The 26,185-nt window shown below is 67.5% G+C and carries 24 protein-coding genes; 17 read left to right on the top strand and 7 right to left on the bottom strand.

All coding sequences use genetic code 11. The features are described from left to right. Positions 1-44 precede the first annotated feature (44 nt). The 5 genes from EV645_RS08465 to EV645_RS08445 are packed head-to-tail and all read left to right on the top strand — an operon-like array spanning position 45 to position 4,905. Positions 45-1,280, top strand: coding sequence for an ABC transporter substrate-binding protein (locus tag EV645_RS08465; protein ID WP_130441421.1), 1,236 nt, complete (start codon positions 45-47; stop codon positions 1,278-1,280). A 3-nt stretch (positions 1,281-1,283) separates the two neighbouring features. After that, positions 1,284-2,222 carry a carbohydrate ABC transporter permease gene (locus tag EV645_RS08460; RefSeq protein ID WP_130441419.1) on the top strand — a complete coding sequence of 313 codons (939 nt, stop codon included), beginning with the start codon at positions 1,284-1,286 and terminating at the stop codon, positions 2,220-2,222. Between the two features lie 9 nt (positions 2,223-2,231). Beyond that, the gene (locus EV645_RS08455) at positions 2,232-3,032 is read left to right on the top strand and encodes a carbohydrate ABC transporter permease (RefSeq protein WP_130441417.1); all 801 of its coding nucleotides are present in this window, start codon (positions 2,232-2,234) and stop codon (positions 3,030-3,032) included. An 18-nt stretch (positions 3,033-3,050) separates the two neighbouring features. Next, positions 3,051-3,821 (top strand): ThuA domain-containing protein, encoded by a 771-nt coding sequence (locus tag EV645_RS08450; RefSeq protein ID WP_130441415.1) that lies wholly within the window; start codon positions 3,051-3,053, stop codon positions 3,819-3,821. Next, entirely contained in the window at positions 3,814-4,905 is a 1,092-nt protein-coding gene (locus EV645_RS08445; RefSeq protein ID WP_130441413.1) for a Gfo/Idh/MocA family protein, read from the top strand. The genes EV645_RS08450 and EV645_RS08445 overlap by 8 nt, the downstream gene beginning before the upstream one ends. Positions 4,906-4,978: 73 nt before the next feature. On the opposite strand, the gene EV645_RS08440 is transcribed toward EV645_RS08445, so the two are convergent. Continuing rightward, positions 4,979-5,551 (bottom strand): hypothetical protein, encoded by a 573-nt coding sequence (locus tag EV645_RS08440; protein WP_130441411.1) that lies wholly within the window; start codon positions 5,549-5,551, stop codon positions 4,979-4,981. 213 nt (positions 5,552-5,764) lie between these two features. Here EV645_RS08440 and EV645_RS08435 point away from each other — a divergent pair, with 213 nt between their 5' ends. Continuing rightward, a complete protein-coding gene (locus EV645_RS08435; protein WP_130441409.1) occupies positions 5,765-7,249 on the top strand; it encodes a ketol-acid reductoisomerase in 1,485 nt (494 codons plus the stop codon). 10 nt (positions 7,250-7,259) lie between these two features. After that, positions 7,260-8,426, top strand: a complete 1,167-nt coding sequence (locus EV645_RS08430) for a low temperature requirement protein A (RefSeq protein ID WP_198681519.1) — start codon at positions 7,260-7,262, stop codon at positions 8,424-8,426. Positions 8,427-8,560: 134 nt separating this feature from the next. Here EV645_RS08430 and murQ read toward each other — a convergent pair whose 3' ends face one another. The 5 genes from murQ to EV645_RS08405 form a co-directional block, all read right to left on the bottom strand. Beyond that, positions 8,561-9,454: an N-acetylmuramic acid 6-phosphate etherase gene (gene murQ, locus EV645_RS08425; RefSeq protein WP_130441407.1), complete on the bottom strand. Its 894-nt coding sequence runs from the start codon at positions 9,452-9,454 to the stop codon at positions 8,561-8,563. Positions 9,455-9,520: 66 nt separating this feature from the next. After that, positions 9,521-10,408, bottom strand: a complete 888-nt coding sequence (locus EV645_RS08420) for a MurR/RpiR family transcriptional regulator (RefSeq protein ID WP_130441405.1) — start codon at positions 10,406-10,408, stop codon at positions 9,521-9,523. Positions 10,409-10,444: 36 nt separating this feature from the next. After that, positions 10,445-12,169: a serine hydrolase domain-containing protein gene (locus tag EV645_RS08415; protein WP_130441403.1), complete on the bottom strand. Its 1,725-nt coding sequence runs from the start codon at positions 12,167-12,169 to the stop codon at positions 10,445-10,447. Further along, complete coding sequence (locus tag EV645_RS08410; RefSeq protein ID WP_242000275.1) at positions 12,166-13,449, bottom strand: exo-beta-N-acetylmuramidase NamZ family protein; 1,284 nt, start codon at positions 13,447-13,449, stop codon at positions 12,166-12,168. Before EV645_RS08410 ends, EV645_RS08415 begins: the two co-directional genes overlap by 4 nt. Before the next feature lie 10 nt (positions 13,450-13,459). Further along, positions 13,460-16,009, bottom strand: a complete 2,550-nt coding sequence (locus EV645_RS08405) for a glycoside hydrolase family 3 N-terminal domain-containing protein (protein ID WP_157997031.1) — start codon at positions 16,007-16,009, stop codon at positions 13,460-13,462. 412 nt (positions 16,010-16,421) lie between these two features. Here EV645_RS08405 and EV645_RS08400 point away from each other — a divergent pair, with 412 nt between their 5' ends. After that, positions 16,422-17,819 carry a class I adenylate-forming enzyme family protein gene (locus EV645_RS08400; protein WP_130441399.1) on the top strand — a complete coding sequence of 466 codons (1,398 nt, stop codon included), beginning with the start codon at positions 16,422-16,424 and terminating at the stop codon, positions 17,817-17,819. On the opposite strand, the gene EV645_RS08395 is transcribed toward EV645_RS08400, so the two are convergent. Beyond that, positions 17,750-18,343 (bottom strand): 4'-phosphopantetheinyl transferase family protein, encoded by a 594-nt coding sequence (locus tag EV645_RS08395; RefSeq protein ID WP_157997030.1) that lies wholly within the window; start codon positions 18,341-18,343, stop codon positions 17,750-17,752. The two genes, EV645_RS08400 and EV645_RS08395, sit on opposite strands and share 70 nt — an antisense overlap. An 18-nt stretch (positions 18,344-18,361) precedes the next feature. Between EV645_RS08395 and EV645_RS08390 the strand changes: the two genes are divergently transcribed. The 9 genes from EV645_RS08390 (at position 18,362) to EV645_RS08355 (ending at position 26,185) form a co-directional block, all read left to right on the top strand. After that, the gene (locus tag EV645_RS08390) at positions 18,362-18,616 is read left to right on the top strand and encodes an acyl carrier protein (protein WP_130441395.1); all 255 of its coding nucleotides are present in this window, start codon (positions 18,362-18,364) and stop codon (positions 18,614-18,616) included. Continuing rightward, positions 18,616-18,846 (top strand): acyl carrier protein, encoded by a 231-nt coding sequence (locus EV645_RS08385; protein WP_130441393.1) that lies wholly within the window; start codon positions 18,616-18,618, stop codon positions 18,844-18,846. Before EV645_RS08390 ends, EV645_RS08385 begins: the two co-directional genes overlap by 1 nt. Beyond that, entirely contained in the window at positions 18,839-19,969 is a 1,131-nt protein-coding gene (locus tag EV645_RS42600) for a beta-ketoacyl synthase N-terminal-like domain-containing protein (protein ID WP_130441391.1), read from the top strand. Before EV645_RS08385 ends, EV645_RS42600 begins: the two co-directional genes overlap by 8 nt. Then, entirely contained in the window at positions 19,966-20,397 is a 432-nt protein-coding gene (locus tag EV645_RS42175) for a hypothetical protein (RefSeq protein WP_198681518.1), read from the top strand. The genes EV645_RS42600 and EV645_RS42175 overlap by 4 nt, the downstream gene beginning before the upstream one ends. Then, positions 20,394-21,968, top strand: coding sequence for a class I adenylate-forming enzyme family protein (locus EV645_RS08375; protein WP_198681517.1), 1,575 nt, complete (start codon positions 20,394-20,396; stop codon positions 21,966-21,968). The genes EV645_RS42175 and EV645_RS08375 overlap by 4 nt, the downstream gene beginning before the upstream one ends. Next, positions 21,965-23,266 carry a beta-ketoacyl-[acyl-carrier-protein] synthase family protein gene (locus EV645_RS08370; protein WP_130441387.1) on the top strand — a complete coding sequence of 434 codons (1,302 nt, stop codon included), beginning with the start codon at positions 21,965-21,967 and terminating at the stop codon, positions 23,264-23,266. Before EV645_RS08375 ends, EV645_RS08370 begins: the two co-directional genes overlap by 4 nt. 125 nt (positions 23,267-23,391) lie before the next feature. Then, entirely contained in the window at positions 23,392-24,459 is a 1,068-nt protein-coding gene (gene hppD / locus EV645_RS08365) for a 4-hydroxyphenylpyruvate dioxygenase (RefSeq protein ID WP_130441385.1), read from the top strand. After that, entirely contained in the window at positions 24,456-25,388 is a 933-nt protein-coding gene (locus EV645_RS08360) for a phytanoyl-CoA dioxygenase family protein (RefSeq protein WP_130441383.1), read from the top strand. Before hppD ends, EV645_RS08360 begins: the two co-directional genes overlap by 4 nt. Positions 25,389-25,399: 11 nt before the next feature. Further along, a complete protein-coding gene (locus EV645_RS08355; RefSeq protein ID WP_130441381.1) occupies positions 25,400-26,185 on the top strand; it encodes a DUF3050 domain-containing protein in 786 nt (261 codons plus the stop codon).

Below are 26,185 nucleotides of genomic sequence, written 5' to 3'. Positions count from 1 at the left end.
TTTTCCTCGTCCCTTGGTTAAACGCTTAGAAGGAGTCCGATGTCATGATCAGCAAGCGGATCGCCGCCGCGCTGGCGGGTGCGACGACGGTGTCGCTCCTGCTGGTCGCCTGCGGCGACAACGGCGGCGGCAGCAAGTCGTCGTCCTCGTCCGGCGACAGCGTCAAGAGCCTCACGATCCTGGACTACTACAACAACGACCCGGACAAATCCCTTGTGCAGAAGGGACTTGACTCGTGCGCGACGCAGCTCGGCATCACGATCCAGCGGGAGACGGTGCCTGGTGACACCTTGATCCAGAAGGTGCTGCAGCAGGCGTCCTCGAAGACGCTGCCCGACGTGCTGATGCTCGACAACCCCGACGTACAGCAGATCGCCGCGACCGGTGCGCTCGCGCCGCTGAACGACCTGGGTCTGACCGGCGACGGAGTCATCAAGGGCATGGTCGACGCGACGTCGTACCAGGGCAAGCTCTACGGGCTGGCCCCGGTGACGAACACGATCGCGTTGTTCTACAACAAGGACATGCTGGCCGAGGCCGGCGTACAACCGCCGAAGACCTGGGACGAGCTGAAGGCCGCGGCCAAGAAGCTCACCAAGCCCGGCCGGTACGGGATGGCGTTCAACGCCAACGCGACGTACGAGGGCTCCTGGCAGTTCCTGCCGGCGATGTGGACCAACGGCGGCGACGAGACCGACCTGACCAGCCCGCAGGTGGCCGAAGCCCTGCAATTGTGGACGGATCTGGTCAAGTCGGGGTCCGCGAGCAAGAGCGTGATCAACTGGACCCAGGGCGACGTCAACGACCAGTTCATCGCCGGCAAGGCCGCGATGATGGTCAACGGCCCGTGGCAGATCCCGTCGCTGAACAAGAACCCCAAGATCAAGTGGGACGTGGTCACGTTCCCGGTGAACAAGCCGGATCAGACGCCGGTCGCGCCGCTCGGCGGCGAGGCCTGGACGGTCCCGCTGAACAAGGACCAGGCCAAGCAGCAGAAGGCCGCGGACTTCGTGAAGTGCCTGAACTCGGACCAGAACGAGTTGGACTGGGCGAAGGCCCGGTTCACCATCCCGACCAAGACCGCGCTGCTCGACCAGTACGTCAAGGAAGTGCCGTCGATGAAGGCCTTCACCGAGCAGGTGAAGACCGCCCGGTCCCGCACCGGCAAACTCGGCGACAAGTGGCCGGATGCGGCGAAGGTGATCTACCAGGCCATCCAGCTGGCGCTGACCGGTAAGGCCTCGCCCCAGGACGCCTTCAAGCAGGCGTCCGGAGGCTGATCCATGGTGGCGCTGACACGTACGACGGTGGCCGGCCGCGAGCGAGTTCGCGGCCGGCGCCGCCGGGGCGAGGACCTGACCAAGCTCCTGTTCGTGCTGCCGGCCGCGGTGGCGATGGTCGCGCTGTTCGGCTACCCGGTGGTGAAGAACCTGCTGATGAGTCTGCAGGACTACACCCTGAAGACGTTCTTCACCGGGGCCGCGCCGTGGGTCGGGCTGCAGAACTACTCCACGGTCGTGCACGACAAGCTGTTCGCGGACGCGATGCTCAACACCGCGCTGTTCACGGTCGGGTCGATCGCGTTCCAGTTCGTGATCGGGCTCGGCCTGGCACTGTTCTTCCGGAATCGCTTCCCGCTCGGCGGCCTGCTGCGCTCACTGCTCCTGCTGCCGTGGCTGCTGCCGCTGATCGTGTCGAGTGCGACCTGGCGCTCGATCCTCGAGCAGGACAGCGGCATCCTGAACCGGACCCTGATGGGCCTGCATATCGTCGACGATCCGGTGCCGTGGCTGAACTCGCCGTCGGTCGCGCTGATCGCGGTGATCGGCGTGAACATCTGGATCGGCATCCCGTTCAACGTCACGCTGCTGTACTCCGGTCTCAGCGAGATCCCGGACGAGCTGTACGAAGCCGGCCAACTCGACGGTGCGACCGGATGGCGCGCGTTCGTCCACATCACCTGGCCGAACCTGCGCTCGGTGGCGGGCGTGGTGCTGATGCTCGGGGTCGTCTACACGATCAAGGTCCTGGACATCATCCTCGGCCTGACCGGCGGCGGGCCGGCGAACGCGACGCAGACGCTCGCGACCCAGTCGTACGAGAAGTCCTTTGTGGACTTCAAGTTCGGGCAGGGCGCGGCGCTGAGCAACATCCTCATCGCGATCTCGTTCGTGTTCGCGATCTTCTACCTGCGCAGCACCCGCCGCGCAGTCGACGAGTAGGAGGGCAGCATGCGACGTACGGCGTACACCGTCATCGGGATCGTGATCCTTGCCGTGATGCTGTTCCCGGTCTACTGGATGGTCAACGCGTCCCTGCAGCCGTCCGGGAACACGTTGACCGCGGGATTCCTGCCGTTGCACCCGACGTTCACCGGCTACAAACGCGCCCTCGACGAGCAGGGCGGCAACCTGGTCACCAGCATGATCATCGCGGCCGGGACCGTCGTACTCAGTCTCGCGATCGCGACACCGTGTGCGTACGCGCTCTCGCAGTTCCGGTCCCGCTGGGTGTCGATCGGGCTGCTGGCGATCCTGATCTCGCAGATGATCCCGGGGATCGTGATCGCGAACGCGTTGTACACGGCCTACGAACGGATCGGGCTGCTGAACTCGATCCCGGGCCTGATCGTGGCGAACTGCAGCAGCGGGATCCCGTTCGCGATCCTGATCCTGCGCTCGTTCATGATGTCGCTGCCGCCGTCACTGGTGGAGGCCGCGCGGGTGGACGGCGCCGGGCTGTTCCGGGCGTTCGTGGCGATCGTGCTGCCGATCAGCAAGAACTCGCTCATCACCGCGGGGCTGTTCAGTTTCCTCTTCTCCTGGAGCGATTTCCTGTTCGCGCTGACGCTGACCACGAAGGGCGGCGTACGGCCGGTGACGCTGGGGATCTACCAGTACCTCGGCACGCAGGTGCAGAACTGGAACGCGGTGATGGCGACCGCGGTGCTCTCGGCGATCCCGGCCATCGTGCTGCTGGTCGTCGCGCAGAAGTACATCGCCGCCGGTGCCATCGGCGGAGCGGTCAAATAATCCTTAAGGACAACGAATATGACGCTGAAAGTACTCGTCTGGGGCGAGAACCGGCACGAGCAGATCGAGCCGCACGTCCGCGAGATCTACCCGGACGGCATGCACGAGACCATCGCCGCCGGCATCCGCGAGAACCTCGAGGCCACGGTGGCGACCACGACTCTGGACGAGCCGGAGCACGGCCTGACCGAGGAGGTGCTGGCCGAGACCGACGTACTCGTGTGGTGGGGGCATGCCGCGCACGGTGAGGTCGACGACAAGGTGGTCGACCGCGTGTACCAGCACGTGCTCTCGGGGATGGGGCTGGTCGTGCTGCACTCCGGTCACTGGTCCAAGATCTTCGGCAAGCTGATGGGTACGACGTGCACCCTGCGCTGGCGCAGTGAACGCGACCGCGAGCTGGTCTGGACGGTGAACCCGACGCACCCGATCGCCCAGGGCGTCCCGCACCCGATCGTGATCGAGCAGCAGGAGATGTACGGCGAGTTCTTCGACATCCCGGTGCCCGACGAGCTGATCTTCGTGTCGTCGTTCTCCGGCGGCGAGGTGTTCCGCTCGGGCTGCACGTTCCGCCGCGGGCACGGGAAGATCTTCTACTTCTCACCCGGCGACCAGGACTTCCCGGTGTACCACCACAAGGACGTCCGCAGGGTGATCGCGAACGGCGTGAAGTGGGCTCGCACCGATCTGCCGGAGCGGGCGTTGCCGACGCTGCTGCGGTACGAGACCGACGACTTCTTCAACGGTCAGGGTTACAAGGGTCCGATCGAGGAGCCTGCGGATGCCTGACCCCTTGCGTCTCCTCCAGGTCGGCGCCGGCGGCATGGGCCGCGCCTGGCTCCGCACGATCGCCGCCAATCCCGACGTACAACTGGTCGGCCTCGTAGACCTCGACCTCGAAACCGCCCGCGCCGCCGCCGACCAGCACGGCTTCACCGACCTCCCCATCGCGACCTCGATCGACGAACTGAGCAAGGATGCGGAGGCGGTCATCGACGTCACCGTCCCGGTAGCGCATCCGAAAGTCAGCGTCGACGCACTGCTCCGCGGCCTCCCGGTGATGTGCGAGAAGCCACTGGCCGAGACAGTCCGCGAGTGCCTCCAGATGGTCGCGGCCTCCGAGGTCAGCGGCAAACTCCTTATGGTCTCGCAGTCCCGCCGCTACTTCCGCGCCGTAGCAGCCTTCCAACGTCAGCTCGCCGAGCTCGGCCCGATCGGCACGCTGTCGTGCGAGTTCTACAAAGCACCGCACTTCAGCGGTTTCCGCGAACGCATGGCCGAGCCGCTCCTCGTCGACATGGCGATCCACCAGTTCGACCTCTCCCGCAAGCTCATCGGGTCGGAGCCGGTCTCGGTGTACTGCGACTCGTACAACCCGCCGTGGAGCTGGTTCGACGGCAACGCCGCCGCGTCCGCGATCTTCACGTACGCCGACGGCACCCGCTTCTCCTTCGACGGCAGCTGGTGCGCGCCCGGCCTGGAGACGTCCTGGAACGGCTTCTGGCGCGCGAGCACCGCCGGCGGTACGGCGACTTGGGACGGCGACAACGCACCCGTCGCCGAGCTCACGTCCGGCGAGCCCCTCCCCGCCACCATGTCCGACGAGCCCCAGGAGATCGCCGGCTCGCTGGTCGAGTTCGTCAACGCGGTCCGTACGTCGACAACCCCGCAATCCGAAGTCCACTCCAACGTGGTAAGCCTCGCCATGGTCGAAGCCGCCGTACGCTCCGCCGACACCGGCGAGATCGTCCGCGTCGCCGACGTACTCGAAGGCGCGTACGCAGAGGCGCTGGCGACGATCCAGGACCCCGCTCTGGTCGCTGCCATGAAAGCTTGGCCGAGCGTCCTGAAGGTCGTCGGCCTCGAAGGCTAGCCCGGCCTGGACAGTTGGTGGGGACCTCGGACAGGCAGTGCCTTGTCCGAGGTCCCCACAAACTGTCTACTGATCAGAGGGTTGCCTCGGCGGTGACCTTGTCCCAGCCGGTGAGGCGCTGCGTGGTCGTCACCTCGTTGTAGCACTCGATGTGCTCCGTCTGGTTGGGCTCCAGCTCGGCGGTGTTGCACTGGAAGTTGGCCAGCACCTTGTTGCCCTTGAGGAACTTCACGCTGAAGAACGCGGTACTGGTGTCCGTGCTGACATTGGTCACCGAGCCGACCAACTGGGAGCCGATGTACTGCTGGTAGTTGATCTTCCAGCCGGCGTCGATCCGGTGCTTGGTGCCAGGAACCTGGAATGCCTTCCCCGGGGTAACGGCGTACGGCTCGTTCCGGCCGGCCGGCGCCGTGGTTTTCGTTTCACCTGCCGTGGTGGCGCTGCCGCCGCCCCCACCGCTGTTCGAGGCAACCACGACGACAACGATCAGGGCGATGAAGCCGAAGAACGGAAAGACCACGAAGTTGCGGAACCGGTGGGTCTTCTTCTTGAGTACATAGCCGGGTGGTGGCGCCATCTGTCCTGCCGGATGGTGCGGGCCTGGCTGCTGCGGATTGTTCGGTGCCTGCGGGTACTGCTGAGACATGCTGTGCTCCCCGTTGACCTTCTGATGGCGGCTCCCCGTGCTCGGGGAGAACCAAGCTCAAAGTAAGCGGCTGATGACGTCGAGTGCCAAGGCCGCAAGCCCTCTTCCTGGCCGCCAAAGGTCCTCCGGTACGGACTGTGTTTCGCAAGCTGCAACGGGGTGATGCAGAAGTTGCGCTTGTTGCAACGTCCCTGATCGGCTTTGACTGAAGGCATGAAGAGTTCGGTGTTTCAGGTCGAGAGCATGGTCGTGCCGGGTGGGACGGAGTCCATCGTCCGGGGTGGGCGGGACCTGTTCCCGCTGCTGCCGGAAGCGCTGCATGGGGTGGAGCGCATCGGTGTACTGGGCTGGGGGCCGCAGGGGCGGGCGCAGGCGTTGAATCTGCGGGACTCGCTCGCCGGGACCGGGATCACTGTGAGCGTCGGTCTACGGCCGGGCTCGGCGTCGGCGGAGGACGCGCGGGCGCAGGGTTTCAGCGAGGACGACGGGACGCTGGGGGACTGGCTGGAGGTCGCCGCGGCTTCGGATCTGGTGATTCTGCTGATCGCGGATGCGGCGCTGGCGGCGAACCACGAGCAGATCTTCGCCGTGCTCAAGCCCGGCGCGACCATTGGGCTGTCCCACGGTTTCCTCTTGGGGCACCTGACGGCGATCGGCAGCGACTTCCCGGCGGGACATCCGGTGATCGCGGTGTGTCCGAAGGGGATGGGCGATTCGGTACGGCGCCTGTACCAGCAGGGTGCGACGGTCAACGGGGCCGGGATCAACGCGAGTATCGCCGTCCATGCGGATCCTGACGGCCACGGGTGGGATCGGGCGCTGGCGTGGTCGATCGGGCTCGGGTCGCCGTACACGTTCGCGACCACGCTGGCCGACGAGTACCGGTCCGACATCGTCGGTGAGCGGGCGATCCTGCTCGGCGCCGTCCACGGGCTGGTGGAGGCGATGTACAGGTACTTCCGGATCGACGGGGCTGATCCGGTGACGGCGTACGAGCGTTCCACCGAGGCGATCACCGGGCCGATCGCGCGGACGATCTCGAACGACGGCCTGGTCGCTGTCCGCGCGGCCTGCGGGGATCAGGACCTGTTCGATCGCGCGTACTCCGCGGCGTACCGGCCGGCGCGTGACCTGGTCGCGGAGATCTACGATGAAGTTGCCGACGGCACCGAATTGCGGAGCGTGATCCTGGCCGAGCAGCGGCTCGCGACCCGGCCGATGACCGAGATCGGCGGCAGCCCGATGTGGTCGCACAGCACTGAGGTCCACGCCCGCCGCGGAACACCAGACCATACGGTTTGGTATGGCGGGAGTGAGGGCGATGGCGTCGCGGGCGTGGATGCCGTGACTGCCGGGCTGTTCGTCGCGACGATGATGGCGCAGGTCGACGAGTTCGCCGCCCGCGGGCACGCGTGGTCGGAGATCGTGAACGAGTCGGTGATCGAGGCGGTCGACTCGCTGCTGCCGTACATGCACGCCCGCGACGTCGCGTACATGGTCGACAACTGCTCCCGCACCGCCCGCCTCGGCACTCGCCGCTGGGGCCCGCGCTTCCAGGCGGCGTACGAGCAGATCGCGCTCCCGCACCTCGACCGCCCCGCGGACCCCACGCTGGTCAAGGACTTCGAGGACAACCCGGCGCACGACGCCCTGGCCGCGGCCGCCAAGCTCCGCCCATCGGTGGATATCTCCGTCTAGCCTAGGCGCCATGACGCCAAGTACGACGCGGTCGCGGCTGGTTCCGATGCGGCCGCGGGATCCGCACGAGCCCGGCCGGACCGCATCGTCGCTGGAGCTGTTCTTCGACCTGGTGTTCGTGGTCGCGGTCAGCGTCGCCGCGGCGCAGCTCCACCACGCGCTGTCCGACAAGCACATCGCCGAGGGCCTGATGTCCTACGGGATGGTGTTCTTCGCGATCTGGTGGGCGTGGATGAACTTCACCTGGTTCGCCACGTCCTTCGCGACCGACGACTGGCTGTACCGGGTGCTCACGATCGTGCAGATGAGCGGCGTCCTGGTGGTGGCCGCCGGGATCGAGCAGGTCTTCGCCGACCGCGACTTCACCGTGGTGGTGTTCGGGTACGTCGTGATGCGGGTCGCGATGATCGCGCAATGGCTGCGGGCGTCCCACACGGCCGGGGAGAGTCGGCCGGTGGCACTGCGCTACGCCGGCCTGATCGCGATCGTGCAGGTGTTGTGGCTGACCACGCTGGTCATGTCCGGGACGACGGTGATCGTCGCCTGGTGCCTGTTCGTGCTCGCCGAGCTCGCCGTACCGGTGGTGGCTGAGCGGCGCTGGACAACGCCTTGGCACCCGCACCACATCACCGAGCGGTACGGGTTGTTCACCTTGATCCTCCTCGGCGAGAGCCTGCTCGCCTCCGCCAACGCCATCATCGAGGCCGTCCACGACCACGAGTCGCTCGGGCCGCTGATCGCCCTCTCGGTGCTCACGCTCGTCGTCACGGCGGCGATGTGGTGGATCTACTTCTGGCCGCCGCACCACACCGCGATCAGGTCGTTCGCGAGCTCGCTGCGGTACGGGTACACGCACTACTTCGTCTTCGCCGCGGCCGGTGCGTTCTCGGCCGGGATCGAGGTGGAGATCGACAGCATCACCCACCACACCGAGCTGAGCGAGGTCGCCGCGTCCTACACGGTGACGATCCCGATCGCGATCTTCGTCCTCGGCATCTGGTGGATCGCGATTCGCGACAACGCCGATCGGACCGTCAACCTCGTCGTACCGCTCGGTGCTGTCCTGGTCCTGCTGGATCCGCTGATCCCGATCCCCTTCGCCCTCACCGCCGTCTTCATGGCAGCGATTGTCGCCACGCTCGTGATCCACCCGCCAATCACCCAATCCGCCGGCTGACGTCTCAGGGGTTGACCCCTGAGATGGTCGGTTGCCCACCCTGAATACGAGGGGGCAAGCGGCAAGCTCAGGGGTCAACCCCTGAGACGAGCGGGTGCGGTGAGGCGCGCGGTGCGGGGCCGGGTGGGCGGGGGTCAGGCGTGGGTGCCGAGTTCGGCGAGGGCGGTGGCCACCCGGCCGTGCGCGGACTCCAGCGCGGCGCGAGCCGCGGCGATCGGCGTACCCGTGAGGAGGTGGACGAGGGCGGGCTTGAGCTCGCCGTCGGCCTCGGCCAGGGCCGCTTCGCAGGCGGCCTCGTCGGCGCCGGTGGCCTCGGCGAGGATGCGCAGCATCCGGCCGCGGAGCTTCTTGTTGGTCGCGACCAGGTCGACCATCAGGTTGGACCAGGTCCGGCCGAGCTTGATCATCAGCGTCGTCGAGAACGCGTTCAGGATCATCTTCTGCGCGGTGCCGGCCTTCAGCCGGGTCGAGCCGGCGATGACCTCGGGGCCGGTGTCCGCGGCGATCACGACGTCGGCCAGCGGCGCCAGCGGGGCGTCCGGGTTCGACGTGACCAGCACGGTGGTCGCCCCGGCCGCGCGGGCGGCCTTCAGAGCGCCGGCGACGTACGGCGTGCTTCCGGAAGCGGCGAGGCCGACGACGAGGTCCTGACCCGTGACCGCGGCCGCATCAGCGGCGCCGCCGTCCTCGGAGTCCTCGACGTTCTCGACCGCGCGCAGCAGCGCCTCCATCCCGCCGGCGTGGTGGGCGACCACCAGTCCGTCGGGCACGTGGAACGTGGGCAGCAGCTCGGCGGCGTCCAGGACCGCCAGGCGTCCCGACGTACCAGCGCCGAAGTAGTGCACCCGGCCGCCGCCGCGGACCGCCTCGACGGCGGCGTCGACGGCCTTGGTCAGCTCCGGGATCACTGCACTGACGGCACCCGCGACGCGGGCGTCCTCGTTGTTCAGCATCTGGAGGATCTCGGACGTGCCCACCGCATCGATGGCGAGCGTCCTCGGGTTGCGCTGCTCGGTCGGTGAGGTCACAGGATCGATGTTAGTTTTCTACTGAAGGATTTTCAATTCCGTTGATCTTTGACGGAACAGTAGATCTCACTCGGATCCCTTGAGTCGGTGCCCGCGGACCGCGCTGGCGGTTTCCTCGAGCGCCTTCCGGGCGTCCGGCAGCACCTGCTGGGCGACCCCGATGAACAGGCAGTCGATCACCGTCAGTTGTGCGATCCGCGAAGCCATCGCCCCCGAGCGGTACGTCGTCTCGCGCGCGGCCGTGGTCAGCACGAGATCCGCCGTCCGGGCGAGCGGCGAGCGTGGGAAGTTTGTCACCGCGACCGTGGTGGCGCCGTGCTTGGCCGCCTCCTCGAGCGCCTCGACGACCTCGACCGTGGTGCCGGTGTGCGAGATACCGATCGCGACGTCGCCCTCACCGAGCAGCGCGGCGCTGGTCAGCGCGATGTGTACGTCGGACCACGCGAACGCCACCCGCCGGATCCGGTGCAGCTTCTGCTGCAGGTCCAGCGCCACGAACGCGCTCGCGGCGAAACCGTACAGATCGACCCGCGGTGCCTTGACCACCGCGTCGACGACCTTGGCCAGCGCGTCGACGTCGATCTGCTGGGCCGTCTCGCGGACCGCCCGCTCGTCGGCGAACGCGACCTTGCTGACCACGTCGGCCAGCGAGTCGCCCGGCTCGATGTCCCCGCCCACCTCGGGACGGAGGCTCTCCGTCGCCGACTGCGCCGCCAGCTGCAGGCGGAGCTGCGGATAGCCGGGGACCCCGATCTGCTTGCAGAACCGGATGACCGTGGTCTCCGAGGTGGAGGCCACCTCGGCCAGTTCGGAGATCGTCATCGCCGCCACTCCGCCCGGGTCAGCGAGGACCGCGTTCGCCACCCGCTGCTCGGCCGGGGCCAGCGCGGGCATCACCGCGCGGACCCGGACCAGCAGCGGCCCCGTGGGTTCTGGAGAGGTTGTTGAATTCATGACAGCCACGGTACGGCGACTATGCACGAAGTGGGGTCACCGACGCGAAAGTCTCCAACCTGTTGCGGTAAATGATTCAGGCGTTCGTTCACCGTCGAGAAGTTCACCATTCCCGCTCGTTATCTTCACACCGTCGACGTAGACACCGCGGCCCTGGTACAGCGGGTCGCTCGTGTACCGCCAGCGGATCGTCTGGTCACCGGCGCCGAGCTCCGCTGTGACTTGATGCCAGTGCCGGTCGCCGGAGCCGCTGATCGACCCGTCGTGGTCCACCACGGACCCGCGATCGCGCACTGTGAAAGGCACCTTGTTCCAAGTGGCCCCGTCGGTCGAAGACTCCAGATACAGCAGATCGGAGTCCTCGGTGTCGACGAACAGGTCGAAGGCCAGCTTCGCTCCGCCCGCCGGTACGGCGACCTTCGTGGAGAGCGTCGTCGTCGCGTTGTCCGTCGTACCGGAGAACCAGGCGTCCTTGCCGTGGCGCGGGCCGACGCCGAGGGCCAATGCGAGCCCCTGGGTGACAGCGCGACGGGCTGGGTTGTTGCTGCCCCAGTCGCGGCTCGGGTGGACCCGGTTGGTCAGCAGGATCGCGAACGACCGCGAGTCGAAGTCGATCACGATCGACGTGCCGGTGTACCCGGTGTGGCCGGCCGCGCGCGGTCCGGACAGTCCGCCCATGTACCAGCGCTGGTTGAGCTCGAAGCCGAGGCCGTGGTCGTTCCCCGGGAAGCCCTGGTTGAAGTTCGTGATCATCGCAGTGACGGAGGATTCCTTGAGGATCCGCGCGCCGCGGTAGCTGCCGCCGTTCAGGAACGTCTGCGCCAGTACGGCGAGGTCGTCCGCAGTACTGAAAACGCCCGCATGTCCGGCGACTCCGCCCAGCGACCAGGCGTTCTCGTCGTGCACCTCGCCCCACACCATCCCGCGCGGCGGCGAGGTCTGGTACTCCGTGGCCGCGATCCGGGGCTTCTTCTTCGGGTCCGGGTTGTAGCCGGTGTCGCGCATCTGCAGCGGTTTGGTGATGCCGTCGGCGACCAGCTTGTCCAGCGTCTTGCCGGTCACCCGGTGTGCGACCTCGCCGAGCGAGATCAGGTTCAGATCGCTGTAGAGGTACGTCGAGCCGGGCGGGTTCTGCAGCTTCGCGGTCAGCGCCATGTGCAGCCGTGACGCCGGGTCCGGCTGCGAGCTCCACAGCGGCAGCCAGGACGGGAAGCCGCTGGTGTGCGTCAGCGCCATCCGGACCGTGACGGTCTCCTTGCCGTTCTCCGCGAACTCCGGGACGTACGTCGCGATCGGCGCGTCCAGGTCGATCTTGCCCTTCTCGACGAGTTGCAGCACGACGATGGACGTGAACAGCTTGGACACCGACGCCATGTCGAAGATCGTGTCGGTCCGCATCGGGATCTGCTGGTCGGGCGGCAGTTCGGTGCCGGCGCCGTCGGCGTACTTCAGCGCCATGCCGGTGGCCGTCCGGGTGACGACCTTCCCGTCGTGGCCGAGCAGCGTGACCGCGCCGGCGTACAGCGGCTTCGTCGTACCGCTCGGTTTCGTCCAGCCCGCGACCTGGGCCAGGGCCGCGTCGATCGGCGCCGGGTCGAGACCCGCGGCAGCCGGGGTCGAGTCACGCAGCAGCGTCGACTTCGGCGCGTACCCGTCGTAGGGGTGGTCGAACCGGCCCGAATTGTTGCCGCCAGCAACTGCAGGCGTTCCCATCGTCACCATCACCGCCGAAGCAATCGTGAGCGCCGCCAGCCGTCTCATCGGTGCGCGCCCTTGTACAGAAGGTATTTCGCCCGCCGCGCCGTCCAGGCGTCGGTGTCGGGCTTCCAGGCTGCCACGATCTCCTCGGCGGTCGCATCCGCCAAAAGCATGGTCCGGAACCGATCGGAGCCGGTCAGGAGATCGATCCACCGGCCGGGTGGGGTCTCCTCCCGCCAGGTGAATTCCGGGTAGAGCTTACGGGCCTCGACGATCATGTGCGTCGCCGCGGTGATCGCCTCGACGCTGTGCGGGTCGGTGATCTGGACCTGTACGCCGCCGCAGAGCACGTTGGCGTTCTTGCTGATCGTCGGCGTGAAGTACGCCTCCCGGAACGCGACACCCGGGATGTGCTTGGTCTGCAGCGCCTCGGCCCACCGGTAGTCGACGTACGGCGCGCCGATCAGCTCGAACGGCCGCGTCGTACCGCGGCCCTCGGACATGTTGGTCGCCTCGAACAGGCACAGGCCCGGGTACACCAGTGCGGTGTCCGGGGTCGGCATGTTCGGGCTGGGCATCACCCAGGTCAGCCCGGTGTCGTCGTACAACTGGTCGCGCTTCCAGTTCGACACCTCGATGACCTGCAGTTCCTTCAGCCGGCCGCCGTTCGGCTCGAGCGGCAGGTACTCCGCGTTGAACATGCGGGCCAGCTCGCCGACGGTCATACCGTGCTGCTGGACGATCTCCTTCTTGCCGACGCCAGAGGTGTATCCGGGCTTCAGCATCGGACCGCGCGCGTAGCCGCCGACCGGGTTCGGGCGGTCGAGTACGACGAACTTCGCGCCGGTGCGGACCGCGGCCAGCATCGCCTCGAACATCGTCCAGATGTAGGTGTAGAAGCGCGCGCCGACGTCCTGGATGTCGAAGACGACGGTCTCGACGCCGGACTTCGCGTACAGGCCGGCCAGCTTGTCGGCGTTCGCGCCGTACGCGTCGTAGACCATGATCCCGGTGCGCGGGTCGACGTGGTCGCCCTCCGAACCGCCCGCCTGCGCGCTGCCGCGGAAGCCGTGCTCGGGGCCGAACACCGCGACGATGTTCACCTTCCCGGACGCGTGCATCGTGTCGACGATGTGCTGGTAGTCCGGCAGGATCCCGGTCGGGTTGCTGATCACACCGACCTTCTGCCCGGCCAGCGCCCGCCAGCCGTCCTTCGCCAGCACCTCGGCACCGGTCATCACCTTGCGCTTCGACGCGGGGTCTGCGGCTTGGGCGGCCGGTACGTCGATCAGCGGTGCGGCGGCCAGCGCACCGGCGCCGGCGAGCAAACTACGTCGCTTCATGGGCATCTCCTCAGGGACGGAACGAGAGGTCAGCAATCATCGGGCGGTGGTCGCTGGCAGCCTCAGCCACAGGGACTTCGGCGGGCACCTCGGCACGGAGCACATTCAGGTTAGTACCGACTGTGACGAAGTCGATCCGCTTGGTGGCGGCGACCGCCGGGTACGTGTACGGCCCGCCGGTCGTCGAACCGGCCGCGGACCACGAGTCGGTGAGACGCGACCACAACCCGGCCAGCTCAGGTGCCGACGCCTCCGCATTGAAGTCGCCGACGAGCACCTGCAGATCCTTCTTACGGTCCTGGGCCAGGATCTTGAGCGTGTCCGCTACCTGCAGCTGCCGAACGGACGGATCGGCTCGGTAGTCCAGATGCGTGCAGTAGACGTGCAGCCGGCGTCCGCGCACCTCGAGCTCGGCCTCGAGGAAGCCGGGCGCGGGCGCAGGGACCGGATTCGGATCCTGCGTGGACAGTCGCGTGATCGGATGGTTCTCGGTCCGGATCAGCGGGAAGCGGGAGAGCAGCCCGACGCCGTACTGACGCCTCGGCTGACCGGCCGTGGGTGGGTCAAGGTCGTAGATCGGCGCGAAGGCCGAGTGCATTCCCAGCTTGGTCGCGAGCTCGGCGAGAGTGTCCAGCCACTGGCTGCGAACATCCCAGTGGACGTCGACCTCCTGCAGGCCGATCACGTCCGCATCGAGCGCCTTCAGGGCCTGGGCGGTGCGGTCGAGATCGAAGACGTTGTCCTCGCCGGCTCCCGCGTGGATGTTGTATGAGGCAACGGTCAGGCGGGTCTGCTTCGCGTCGAAGGTCAGGCCGTGGCCGAACGGGTGCATGATCTCGGTCGGGTCGGCCTTGGCCGGGATCTCGACGGGAAGCTTGCCGGTCGGCGCGATCTCGCCGTACAGGACCTTGGCGAGCGCCTCCATGGACGGTGCGGTGCTGCCGTAGGTGACGAGGGTCGTCGGCGCGGGGTCGAAGTACGCGACGTCGTAGGGGTCGCGGACCGGGACGACGATGACCGGTCGGCCCGTCGCGAGCAGCGCGTTGACGAGCTTCTGCTGTTTGGCCTGCTTGTCGGTGACCTCGGTGTCCCATGCCTTGTTGGTCAGCACCACCGTGAGATCCGCGACCGTCGCCACCGCGTCGGCGATCTTGGCGTCGGTCGGCGTCGTGCCGGTGTCCTTCACGACTGCGGTCGCGCCGCGGGACTGCAGCGCGGTCGCCAGGTTCGTGGGGCTGTAGCCGGTGACGAGGATCGTCCGCGGCGCGGGGGAGAGCGGCAGGAGGGCGGCGTCGTCGCGAAGGAGCGTCGTACTGCGGTCCGCGATGCGCTGGGCCTCGGCGTAGTTGGCCGGCGTACCGACGATCTTCGCGACGCGGGCCAGGTCGACGTACGGGTGGTCGACCAAACCGGTGTTGTGCTTGAGCGTGAGGATGCGCTCGACGCTCTCGTCGATGCGGGTCTCGCTGATCCGGCCGCTGCGGACCGCGTCGAGGACCGAGTTGTACGCGAGCCCCGGATCGACCGGCATCAGCAACTGGTCGACGCCGGCCTCGATCGCCCGGAGCGGGATCTCGGCGTCGCCGTACTTGTCGCGGACGCCCTGCATCCCCAGCGAGTCGGTGATCACGACCCCGTCGAACTTGAGCTGCTCGCGCAGGATCCCGGTCAGGATCGGCCGGCTCAACGTCGCCGGATCGCCGGATGGATCGAGCGCCGGTACGACGATATGCGCGGTCATGATCGACCGGATGCCGGCCCGGATCGCGGCCTGGAACGGCGGCAGGTCGATCCGGGTCCACTCCTCGCGGGTGTGGCCGATCACCGGGATGCCGGTGTGGCTGTCGGTCGCGGTGTCGCCATGGCCGGGGAAGTGCTTCGCGGTCGAGACGACGCGACCGTCGCGCTGGTAGCCCTTCACCTGTGCGGCGACGAGCTGGGCGACCAACGCCGGGTCGGAGGAGACCGAGCGGACGCCGATCACCGGGTTCAGCGGATTGACGTTGACGTCGGCATCCGGGGCGAAGTCGGTGGTGATGCCGATTGCCTTCAGCTCGCGGCCGGCGATCGCCCCGGCCGAACGCGCGTACGCCGCTGAGCGGGTCGCGCCGAGCGCCATCCCGCCGGGGAACTGGGTTGCGGGCGGACCGACCCGGACGACCGAGCCGTGCTCCTGGTCGGTGCCGATCTGCAGCGGGATGCCGGTGCCGGCGAGCGACGCCTCTTGCAGGCCGTTCGACAGGCGGGCGATCTGCTGCGGGTCCTTCGTCGAGTCGGTCCAGGTGAAGTAGATGACGCCGCCGAGGTTGAACTTGGCGACCACCTCGGCCGGCGTGGCCACGCCGTACAGGCTGGTGTTGCGGGCGTCGGAGGTGCCGGCCGTCGGGCCGTAGGCGTAGCAGACGAACAGCTGGCCGACCTTCTGCTCGAGCGTCATCCGGCGCATCGTCTCGCGGACCCAGCGGTTCGGGGTGGCCTCGGCGCTCGTGCCGGCAGCGACCGTCGTCCCGGCGACGGTCGCCGCAGCGAGGCCGAGGGTCTGGCGGCGGGTCAGTTCCATGGGGGTCACCAACTCTGTGCGGGCGGGCAGGGGTGGGCGCCAAGGTAATTGAATTACAGATACTCCCCCGCGACGCGAAAGTTACCCACGCGCGCACGGTGGGTCAAGAGTCGGTGACGCGGGGCGGTCTGCCGGGCCGACCCGCCCGGTGCGGGAGAACCCTGCATCCAGTCGATGCGGGCGACTGCATTTCTAACCCGTCTCAGGATTTCGAGCGGTTTGCAATTAGCCTATTTGAACGACTCGATCGAGGGCTTTTGAATGCCCTCGGTTCATGGCGCAGTTGTGTGATCGTGTCGTATCGTCGCGTCATCGCCAGGCCTTGGTGGGGGCACTGGTCTTCGAATCCTTTGTGTGTAAAGAACTTTGGAGCTCGGATGACCCCTGACCGGGGCGGTGGGGTGGGGAAAGCATGAGCAGAGATGCTGTCGTTGTGCCTGGGGCCACCCTAGGGGCAGAGTGGGTCGACGATGTCTTGCTGGCCGGGCCGGACGACGAGGTTTGCTTCCGGTTGCCCGACCCTATTGATCGTTTGAATTTACGCCGTTTGGTGCTCGGACGGCAAACGGAATTGGCACAGTCCGGTTTCCGGCCGGGTGGTGCGGTGGCGTTGCGGTTGCCACCGTCGATGGCGTTCGTGACGCATTTGCTGGCGATCTGGCGTGGCGGCGGGCAAGCCATTCTGCTCGACCACCGGCTGACCGACTACGAGGTCCGGCGGGCGATCGAGCGGCTGGTGCCGCAGGTCGTCGTCTCGCCGGAGCGTCCGGTGCAGTCCGGGCTGCGGACGTTCGTCGAGGTCGACACGGATCTGGCGAGCTACTCCGGTCACCCGGCCGGCACCTCGCATGCCGTCGTACAGCTGAGCTCGGGATCGACCGGGCCGTCGAAGGTGATCGGGCGTACTGCGGACGACCTGGTCACGGAGGTACTGCGGTACACGCAGATCGACGGCGTACCGCAGCGTGGTGAGCGACTGATCCTGCTGCCGTCGATGGTCCACGTCCTCGGTCTGGTCGGCGGTCTGCTCTACGGGCTGCATGCCGGCGTCGAACTGCAGCCGCCTGCTCGTCTCACGGGGGATGCGATCGTGCAGGCGATCGGGGCGGCGACGACACCGGCGACGGTGCTCGGGGTGCCGTTCCACATCGGGCTGCTCGCGTCGGTGCAGGACCCGCCGTGGTTGCCGCAGTTCAAGCGGATGACCACGGGTGGGGAGCTGGTGCAGGCGGCGGTGTCGCGCGCGTTCGAGGAGAAGTACGGCGTACCGCTCGGGAACATGTACGGGATGACCGAGGTCGGGGTCATCGGCACCGACCTGTACGGCGCGCATCGGCCCGCGATCCGGCCGGCGCCCGGGATCTCGGTCCGCGTCGTCGACGGCGAACTGCAGGTGGCTCGCGCGGAGTCGCCGTACCTCGGGTTGTCCGATCCGACCCGCTGGTCCGACGGCTGGCTGCACACGCGGGACGCCGGCGTCGTCGATTCGCAGACGGGGCTGGTCAGCATCAAGGGCCGGCTGGATTCGCAGGTCTCGGTCGGCGGGTTGAAGGTCGATCTGACGGAGGTCGAGGCGGCGCTCTCATCGTTGCGCGGGGTCGAGGCCGCGGTGGTCGCCTTCGACGGCGCGATCACGGCGTACGTGCAGCTGAACCAGCCGCGGTCATTGGTGGATCTCGAGGCGGAGCTGGCGCAGCAGCTTGCGACGTACAAGCGGCCGCGCAGCGTGCACCTGCTCAATCAGTTGCCTCGGACAACCACCGGCAAGCTCGTCCGCGACGTGTCCACGCTGCGCAAAGCGGTCTCGTGATGGACGACGATCTCCGTCAGGCCGACGGGCGCCGCAAGGGCCAGCACGGCACCAAGCCACGGCACATACGTCACCAGCAGGTGCGGCTCCGACTCCACCACTCCACCTCCAAGCGGCATCGCTCGCCGCAAACCCGCGCCCCGCAATCCCTTCCCAAGCGCCTTCCCCACGGCTTCCTTCGCCGTCCAGAGTTGAAGGAAGGCGATCAGTTCATCAGGTTGCCGCTTCATCCACGCCAGCTCCTCCGCGCTGAACCACCGCATGGCCAACGCCTGCACCTCGCGGGGATACACCTCCTCAAGATCCACGCCGAGCGGCCCGTCGTACGACGCAACGACGGCGACCAGGTGATGCGTGTGGCTGACGCTCACCGCCAGCCCCGGGACGAGCGGCTGACCCTCCGGGCTGTGGCCGAGCCGAGGGCTGGGGACGAGCGTGCCCGCCAAGTCGAGCAGAAGTGTGTGGGCCGCCGCGCGCGGCTCGGCGCCGGCCGGCGCCACCCAGACATGTACCGAAGCTCCCACCGAAAGAAGGTAACCCCGATGAAGGACGAGGTTCGCGCATTCGTCATTGCGCAGCTGCAGGACATGAACTACGACACCGAGGGCATCGACGACGACACCACGCTCGGCCCGGCCGGGGTGGACCTGGAGTCGCTAGCGCTGGCGGACCTGTCGGTGCGGGTCGAGGACAAGTACGGGGTCAGGTTCTCCGATGACGAGTCCGAGCAGTTGGCGTTGATGACCGTCGGCGAGTTCACCACCGAGGTCGCCGGCCGGGTAGCTCAGCAGGTCTGATGACCTTGACCCCACCCCCGCCCGGGCGGGCCGAGATCCTCACCTGGCTGGCCGGCCTCGGCCCGCGCCCGCCGGACGCCGAACGGCTCGACTCGATGGAACTGGCCTGGCTGGTCCATCAGGTCGAGCAGCAGTACGGCGTCGCGCTCGACGACGACCAGCTCGAACGCATGAGCACGATCGACGACGCGGTCGCCGTACTCGCCGAAGTGCTGACCAGCCATGTCTGAATCGCTGCCGGTCGCCGTCACCGGTATGTCGATCATGACTGCGCTCGGCCGTGGTCCGTCGGCGCAGTTGTCGGGTACGCCGGCCTTCGCCGAGGTCACGCGTTTCGACACGAGCAACCGCCGTACACACCACGCCGCGATCGCCGCGGACGCCGGCACGCTGGAAGAAGAACTCGACCAAGCAATCGCCGAGGCGTGCGCGCAGGCCGGTGTCGACCGCAACACGACACCGCTCCTGCTCGCCCTCCACGAGCCGCCCACCCGCGACTTCGGCCAACTCCGCACGTACACCTCAGCCTGCGTTTCCGCCACCACAGCCCTGGCCGACGCCGCCACTCTCATCCGCCTAGGTCGCCTCGACCGGGTCGTAGTTGCCGCCGCCTACCTGGTCGAGCCCTACCAGTACGCCCTCTTCGACACCGGTCGAGCTCTCTCAACCGACGGCGCCGTACGCCCGTTCTCTTTGAACCGCACGGGCACGCTCTTAGGCGACGGCGTAGCCGCAGTAGTCCTACAACCCGGCGAAGGCCTTGCCCAGCTGTTGGCCTGCTCCCGCACCGGCGACGCCCACCACCCCGTCCAACCAGCCCCCAACGGCCAAGGCCTAACCACCGCCATCCAATCCGCCCTCCACAAAGCCGGCCTGGCGCCGGCCGACATCGGCTATGTCAACGCCAACGCAACCGGCACCACCTACGCCGACGCCGCCGAATCCGCCGCCCTCACTCGCGCATTTGATGGGTTAACCCACCGGAGCGAGGGTTCCACCCCCGGAGCACGGGGTGGGGACCCGCAACGGGATGGGTTAACCCATCAAGCGGGGCCGGAGGGCGCGGTTCGGGCGCTGGCGGGGCGAGCGGGGTGGGGTGGGCCTGCTGTGTCTTCTACCAAGGGGGTGCATGGGCATGCGTTGGAGGCTTCTGGGTTGGTGGAGTTCGTGGTGACTGTTGCGGCTCTCCGGAGCGGGAAGTTGCCTGTTAATGCGGGTTTCCTGGAGGCGGATCCTCCTTGTGGGGTTGATCTGATCTTGGATGCGCCTCGGCTGGTGAGCTCGCCGTATGCGATGTCGCTCAACTCTGCGTTCGGTGGGGCTAATACGGCATTGGTGGTGCGGGTCGGATGAAGACGTTGGCTGAGGGGCGTTGGGATGGGGGCGAGCTACCGGGGGTGCCGGGGTTTGTGGGGTCGGCGTTCAATCCGATGGTGGTTGCGGCTGCTGAGCGGTGTCTGGCTCAGGTCGACACCGAACCGCTGACGGGGATCGTGCTCGTGAGTGAGGGCGATCGTGCCGGCGCGGAGCATGTGAAACAGGCAGTTGCCGATGGCAAGCGTATCGGCCCGCTGTACTTCTTCCAGTCGGTGCCCAACAGCATCGCCGGATGGATCGCGGCCAAGTGGGAGTTGCGCGGCCCGGTGGTGTGCGTGACGAACGGCGGACCCGACGAGGCCGAGCTGTTGCTCGCCGACGGGGACGCCGAGCAGGTGCTGATCGTACAGGTGACCGCGGACCGGGCGTTCGCGCAGATCGTGAGTGGGGGAGATCCGACGTGAAGAGTCTCAGAGCCCAACTGGCCGCCGACCCGGACATCGGCACCGGGAACGTCCTGGCAACAGTCCTCAAGTACGGTGCCGACCCGAGCGGCCCCGGCCTGACCTTCGACACTCCCGTCGACCACTTCCCGGCCGAGCACCCACTGACCCTCGGCGAACTCGACGAACGCGTCCAAGCGCGTACGGCGTGGTTGCACGAACACGGCATCACCCGCCGCGACGTGATCGCAGTCTGGGCCACCGAGGCGCAAGACGTTGTGCTCAGCTTCCTCGCCCTCACCCGCATCGGCGCGATCCCGGCCCTGATGAACGGCAAGATGGCACCGGCCATCGCCGACGAGTACATCCGCCGGATGCGCGCGACCGCGGTACTCGCGGATGCGGCTCACAAACCGCTCCTGCAAACGGACGTCCTCGCCGAGCCGGCCGAGGCCGTCGGCGATCCCACAAAGGCCCCCGAGCACTACCAGCATCACGCGGGCGACCCGGTCGTCATCACGCACACCAGCGGCACCACCGGCGTACCGAAGGCAGTCCTCCACACCCACACCACCTTGTACGCCGCCCTGAAACACCTCCTGACCATGCCGCAGGCGCAAGGCACCGACAGGATCTTGAACGCCCTGCCGATGCCGCACACCGCGACGGTCCTGATGGTCAACCAGGTCCTCGGCAACCGCGCCGAGATGCTGCTGCTCTCCAGCCAGGACGCGCCGTACGTCCTGCGGAACATCGAGCGCTGGAAGCCGCACTCGGTCTACGGATTCGCGGTCACCTGGCCCGGGCTCGCCCGTGAGGACCTGAGCAAGCACGACCTCGACTCGGTCCGGATGTGGTTCAACACCGGCGACTGCGCGCACGAACCGCATATCCGCAAACTCGTTGCCGTCGGCACCCGTGAGACGGTCACCCGCGAAGGCCGCCGGACCGTCCCGGGCAGCCACTTCATCGACGGTCTCGGCTCCAGCGAGATGGGCCACAACGGCTTCCACATCACGCACACGATCGACAGCGACCACTACGGCCGCTGCATCGGCAAGCCGTACGAGTTCGCAGAGGCAGCTGTGCTTAGTTCGACCGGCGAGGAGCTGCCACCGGGCAAGGTCGGCATGCTCGGCTTCCGCTCGCCATCGGTGTCACCGGGCTACTGGAACGACTCGGTCACGACGTACCGCTTCCGCCTGAGCGGCTGGTTCCTCACCGGCGATCTCGTGTACTGCGACGACACCGGCCACTACTTCCACCTCGATCGCGTACCGGACGCCGTCGCCGGCTTCGAAGGCCCGCAGCTCTTCACGTCGATGTCCGAGGAACGCATCCTCGCGGCGCTCCGCGAAGTCGACGACTGTACGGTGATCATCACCCCGGACGACGGTCGGTACGTCGCCGACGTACTGCTCGAACTCTCCCCGGACGCGCCCGACCGCGACCGCACCGCCGACGTACGCGCAGCCGTCGGGGAAGAGGTCGCCGCAATTCTTCGCAACGTCACGGTGGTCGGCACGGGCGAGGTGCCGGTCACGGTGACCGGAAAGGTCCGCAAGGTCGCCCTCCGGGAGGCTCGCTCATGAACGCCACCATCACGGGAATCGGCCTGATGACGCCGGTCGGCCGCACCCCAAGCGAAGCGTACGACGCGTTGCTGCACGGGCGATCCGGCATCGTGAAGCCACCCGAGGACCACCCGATCGCGAACTCGGTCGAACTGGCGGGCATCCTGCCGCCCTTCGACGCCGGCGACCTCACCAAAGGCCCCGACGGCAAGGTGATGGACCGCACCGTCATCCTCGCCCAACTCACCGCCGCGGATGCGCTCGCCGATGCCGGGCTGGTCGTCGGCGACAACGTCGATCCCGAGCGGATCGGCATCATCGTCGGCGGTGTCGGCGGCATGGCGACCCTCGAGCAGCAAGTCCTGTCCCGCGCCGAACGCGGCCGTGCCGCCGTCAGCCCGTACCTCCTCACCGGCATCCTCCCGAACATGCCGGCCGCCCGAGTCGCGATCCGCCACGGCATCCGCGGGTACACGTCCTCAGTCGGTACGGCGTGCGCATCCGGCGCACAGGCGATCGCCGACGCCGTACGGCTGATCCGCTCCGGTGAGGTCGACGTGGTCGTGTGCGGGGCGAGTGAGGCGCCGCTCTTCCCCACCTTCGCGGAGACCTTCGCCAACGCGCGGGCCCTGGCTCGTGGCTGGGATGACCCGGCCGAGGCGAGCCGCCCGTTCGACGTACGGCGGAACGGGTTTGTCCTGAGCGAAGGCGCCGCTCTCCTGGTACTGGAGAGCACCGAGCATGCTGCATCCCGAGGTGCCGCCGGGTATGCGGATGTGGCGGGCTACGGGGTGAACTCCGACGCGCATCATCCGACTGCTCCGAGACCCGATGGGGAAGGCGCTGCGGCGTGCATGCGGTTGGCGATGGCAAGTGGCCGGATCCGGCCCGAGCAGGTCGGTTACGTCAACGCGCACGGCACCAGCACGAAGCTCGGGGACGTGGCCGAGTCGGTTGCTATTGGCAAGGCTTTTGGCGAGCACCGGCCGGCGGTCAGCTCGACCAAGGCGCTGACCGGCCACATGCTCGGCACCTCCGGTGTGGTCGAGGCCGTGGCCGCGGTCGGTGCCATCACGACCGGCTTGCTGCCACCGACGTACCACCTGGACGACCCGGATCCGGCCTGCCCGCTGGACCACGTCCGTAAGGAACCCCGCGACGTCCGGCTCGAGTATGCGCTGTCGAACTCGTTCGGCTTCGGCGGTCAGAACGTCAGCCTGCTCCTCGGCACCGCCAGTACGCCGATCAGGCGAGCGCCTCTTATCGGCGGTCCTTCGGCGATTTCGGCGCCCAGGCACGCACCTCGCGGCACTTGACGAGCATCCACGATGCTCCGCATCGAGGACGCTCCTCAAGCACCGCGATGCACGCACCTGAACACCGAAATCGCTCGAACGACCACCGACAAGAGGCGCTGCATCAACAGTGAGGAGAGGGCGTAATGGAGATCTACGGGATCGACCACGTCGAGCTGTACGTGGGCGACGCTCGGCAGGCGGCGTTCTACCTCGGGCACGCGTTCGGCCTGCAGATACACGGCCAAGGCGGACCCGAGACCGGTCTGCCCGGCCAGCGCTCGTTGCTGCTGCGCGAGGATGCGGTACAGATCGTGCTGACGTCCGGTCTGGCCGCCGAGCATCCGGCGGCTGCCTACGTGCAGCGGCATGGTGACGGTGTCGCCGTGGTCGGCATCGAGGTCGACAACGCGGCGGGCGCCTACAACGAATTGCTTGCCCGGGGCGCCGAATCGATCGCCGCGCCGGTGATCTACACCGACCAGGAGACGACGGTCGTGATCGCCGAGGTCGGTGGGTTCGGCGACGTGATCCATCGACTCGTCGAACGGCGTGGACCGCGGTACGAGTTCCTGCCGGGCGCGATCCAGCTCACCGAGCCGGCCGGCGGGCCGGACGAGAAGCTGTTCAGCGAGATCGACCACCTGGCGATCTGCGTACCGTCGGGCCAACTGAAGCCGACGGTCGAGTTCTACGAGCAGGTCTTCGGGTTCCTGCCGATCTTCGAGGAAACGATCGAGGTCGCGGGGCAGGGAATGGAGTCGACCGTCGTCCAGAGCCCGTCGAAGCACGTCACGTTCACGCTGATCGAGCCGGATCCGAACCGCCGTCCGGGGCAGATCAACGACTTCCTCAGCTGGCACGCGGGCGCCGGTGTACAACACATCGCCTTGCGGACCAGCAACATCGTCGAGGCGGTCAGCACGCTGGCCGGTCGCGGCGTCAACTTCCTCGCGTCGCCGTCGACGTACTACCAGGCGCTGCCGGAGCGGGTCGGCGAGGTCGAGACGCCGATCGAGGACCTGGAGAAGCTCGGCATCCTGGTCGACCGGGACCACTGGGGTCAGCTCCTGCAGATCTTCACCGAGTCGATGCACGTACGCCGCACGCTGTTCCTGGAGATCATCGAGCGCCGCGGCGCGATGACGTTCGGCAGCGGCAACATCAAGGCGCTGTACGAGGCGAAGGAGCGCGAGCTCGAGGGGGTCTCATGACCGAGCGAAGCGAGGGAATCAAAAGGTACAGCCATTTCAAGCTGTCCGAGGAGGAGATCGAGCTCCTCCCCACCGACGAAGATGTTGCCTCATACAACGAGCACGGCTGGTACCTGTCCAAGAAGCTGCTGACCGACGACGAGACCGACGAGCTCGTCAACGCCAGCGAGCGGTACTACGCCGGCGAACGCGACCGCACCCTCCCGCTCGCACCGCCAAAGCTCGCCTACTGGGACCCGTCGAAGGGCGACGTCCAGCGGCACAACGACTACGTGCACTACGAGCACGACGGTCTCGCCAAGATCCTCCGCAAGCCGCTGATCGGCGCGGTCGCGGCCCGGCTCGCGCAGACCGACGAGATCCGGATCTTCCAGTCCACATTGATCTACAAGCCGCCGATCTCCGGTGAGCCCTCGAACATCGTCCCCTGGCACTTCGACAAGCACTACTGGTCGTCCTCGTTGTCGGACCGGATGCTGACCGCGTTCATCCCGTTCCACGACTGCCCGCCGGAGATGGGCACGATCACGATGGTGGACGGCAGCCACCGCTGGCAGGAGATCGGCTCCGACGACACCGTCGTACGCCACTTCGCCGAACGGGACCGGTCGCAGCTCGACCAGATGCTGGCCGAGAACGCGGCGTACAACGGCGTCGAGGTGACCAAGTTGCCGATCACGATCCCGCGCGGTCACATGAACTTCCACCACTGCCGCACGTACCACGGCAGCGGCGCCAACGTCACCGACCGCCCGCGCCGCGCCATCTCGCTGCACCTCCAGGACGGAGCCAACGCCTACCGCGAGTTCCCCCTCAGCGACGGAACCCTTGCCGCCTACAACCACGACGTCCTGGTACGCCGCACCACCGCCGGCCACCCGGACTACGCCGACCCCGACTACTGCCCGACGCTATGGGCCGACCGCTAGGAGATCAGGACATGTCCCGTTACGACTGGGGTCAGACGCATCCCGGGATCGAGCAACTCGAAAAGGCCGTCGGCGAAGCGCGCGACAAGGTCGTCCAGCACCCGTTGTACGCGAACCTGGATACGCACGAGGCACTCGTGACCTTCATGGAGTATCACGTGTTCGCGGTGTGGGACTTCATGTCGCTGCTCAAGTCACTGCAGCGCGAGCTCACCTGCGTCACGGTCCCGTGGATTCCGACCGCACACACCAGCAGCCGCAGGTTGATCAACGACATCGTGATGGTCGAGGAGAGCGACGAGCTCGGCGACGGCTTCATCAGCCACTTCGAGCTGTACGTGAACGGCATGGTGGAAGCCGGCGCCGACACCTCGGCGATCACGCGCCTGGTCGATCTGCTCCGGAATGGCGGCGCGGTGGTCGACTCATTGAAGGCCGCCGGAGTTCCGCAGGCGTCGGTCGACTTCGCCGGCACGACCTGGGACATCATCGAGAACGCGCCGATCCACTGCCAGGCGGCGGCCTTCGCGTTCGGGCGCGAGGACCTGATCCCGGACATGTTCCAGCAGGTCGTCGCTGTGAACGAACGGTCCAACCGGCTCAACACCTTCGTCGACTACCTCGAGCGGCACATCGAGGTTGACGGCGAGCAGCACACCCCGATGGCGATGCAGATGGTCACTGACCTGTGCGGCGACGACCAGACCAAATGGGACGCCTGCGCGGACACCATCAACAGCGCGCTTGCCGCCCGCGCCCGGCTCTGGGACGCCATCCTCGCTGCGGTGAAGGGCTGA

It is taken from the genome of Kribbella rubisoli (assembly GCF_004217145.1).
GTDB lineage: Bacteria > Actinomycetota > Actinomycetes > Propionibacteriales > Kribbellaceae > Kribbella > Kribbella rubisoli.
The sequence above is the reverse complement of the archived record's forward strand: the minus strand, read 5'-3'. Positions and strand labels throughout refer to the sequence as shown.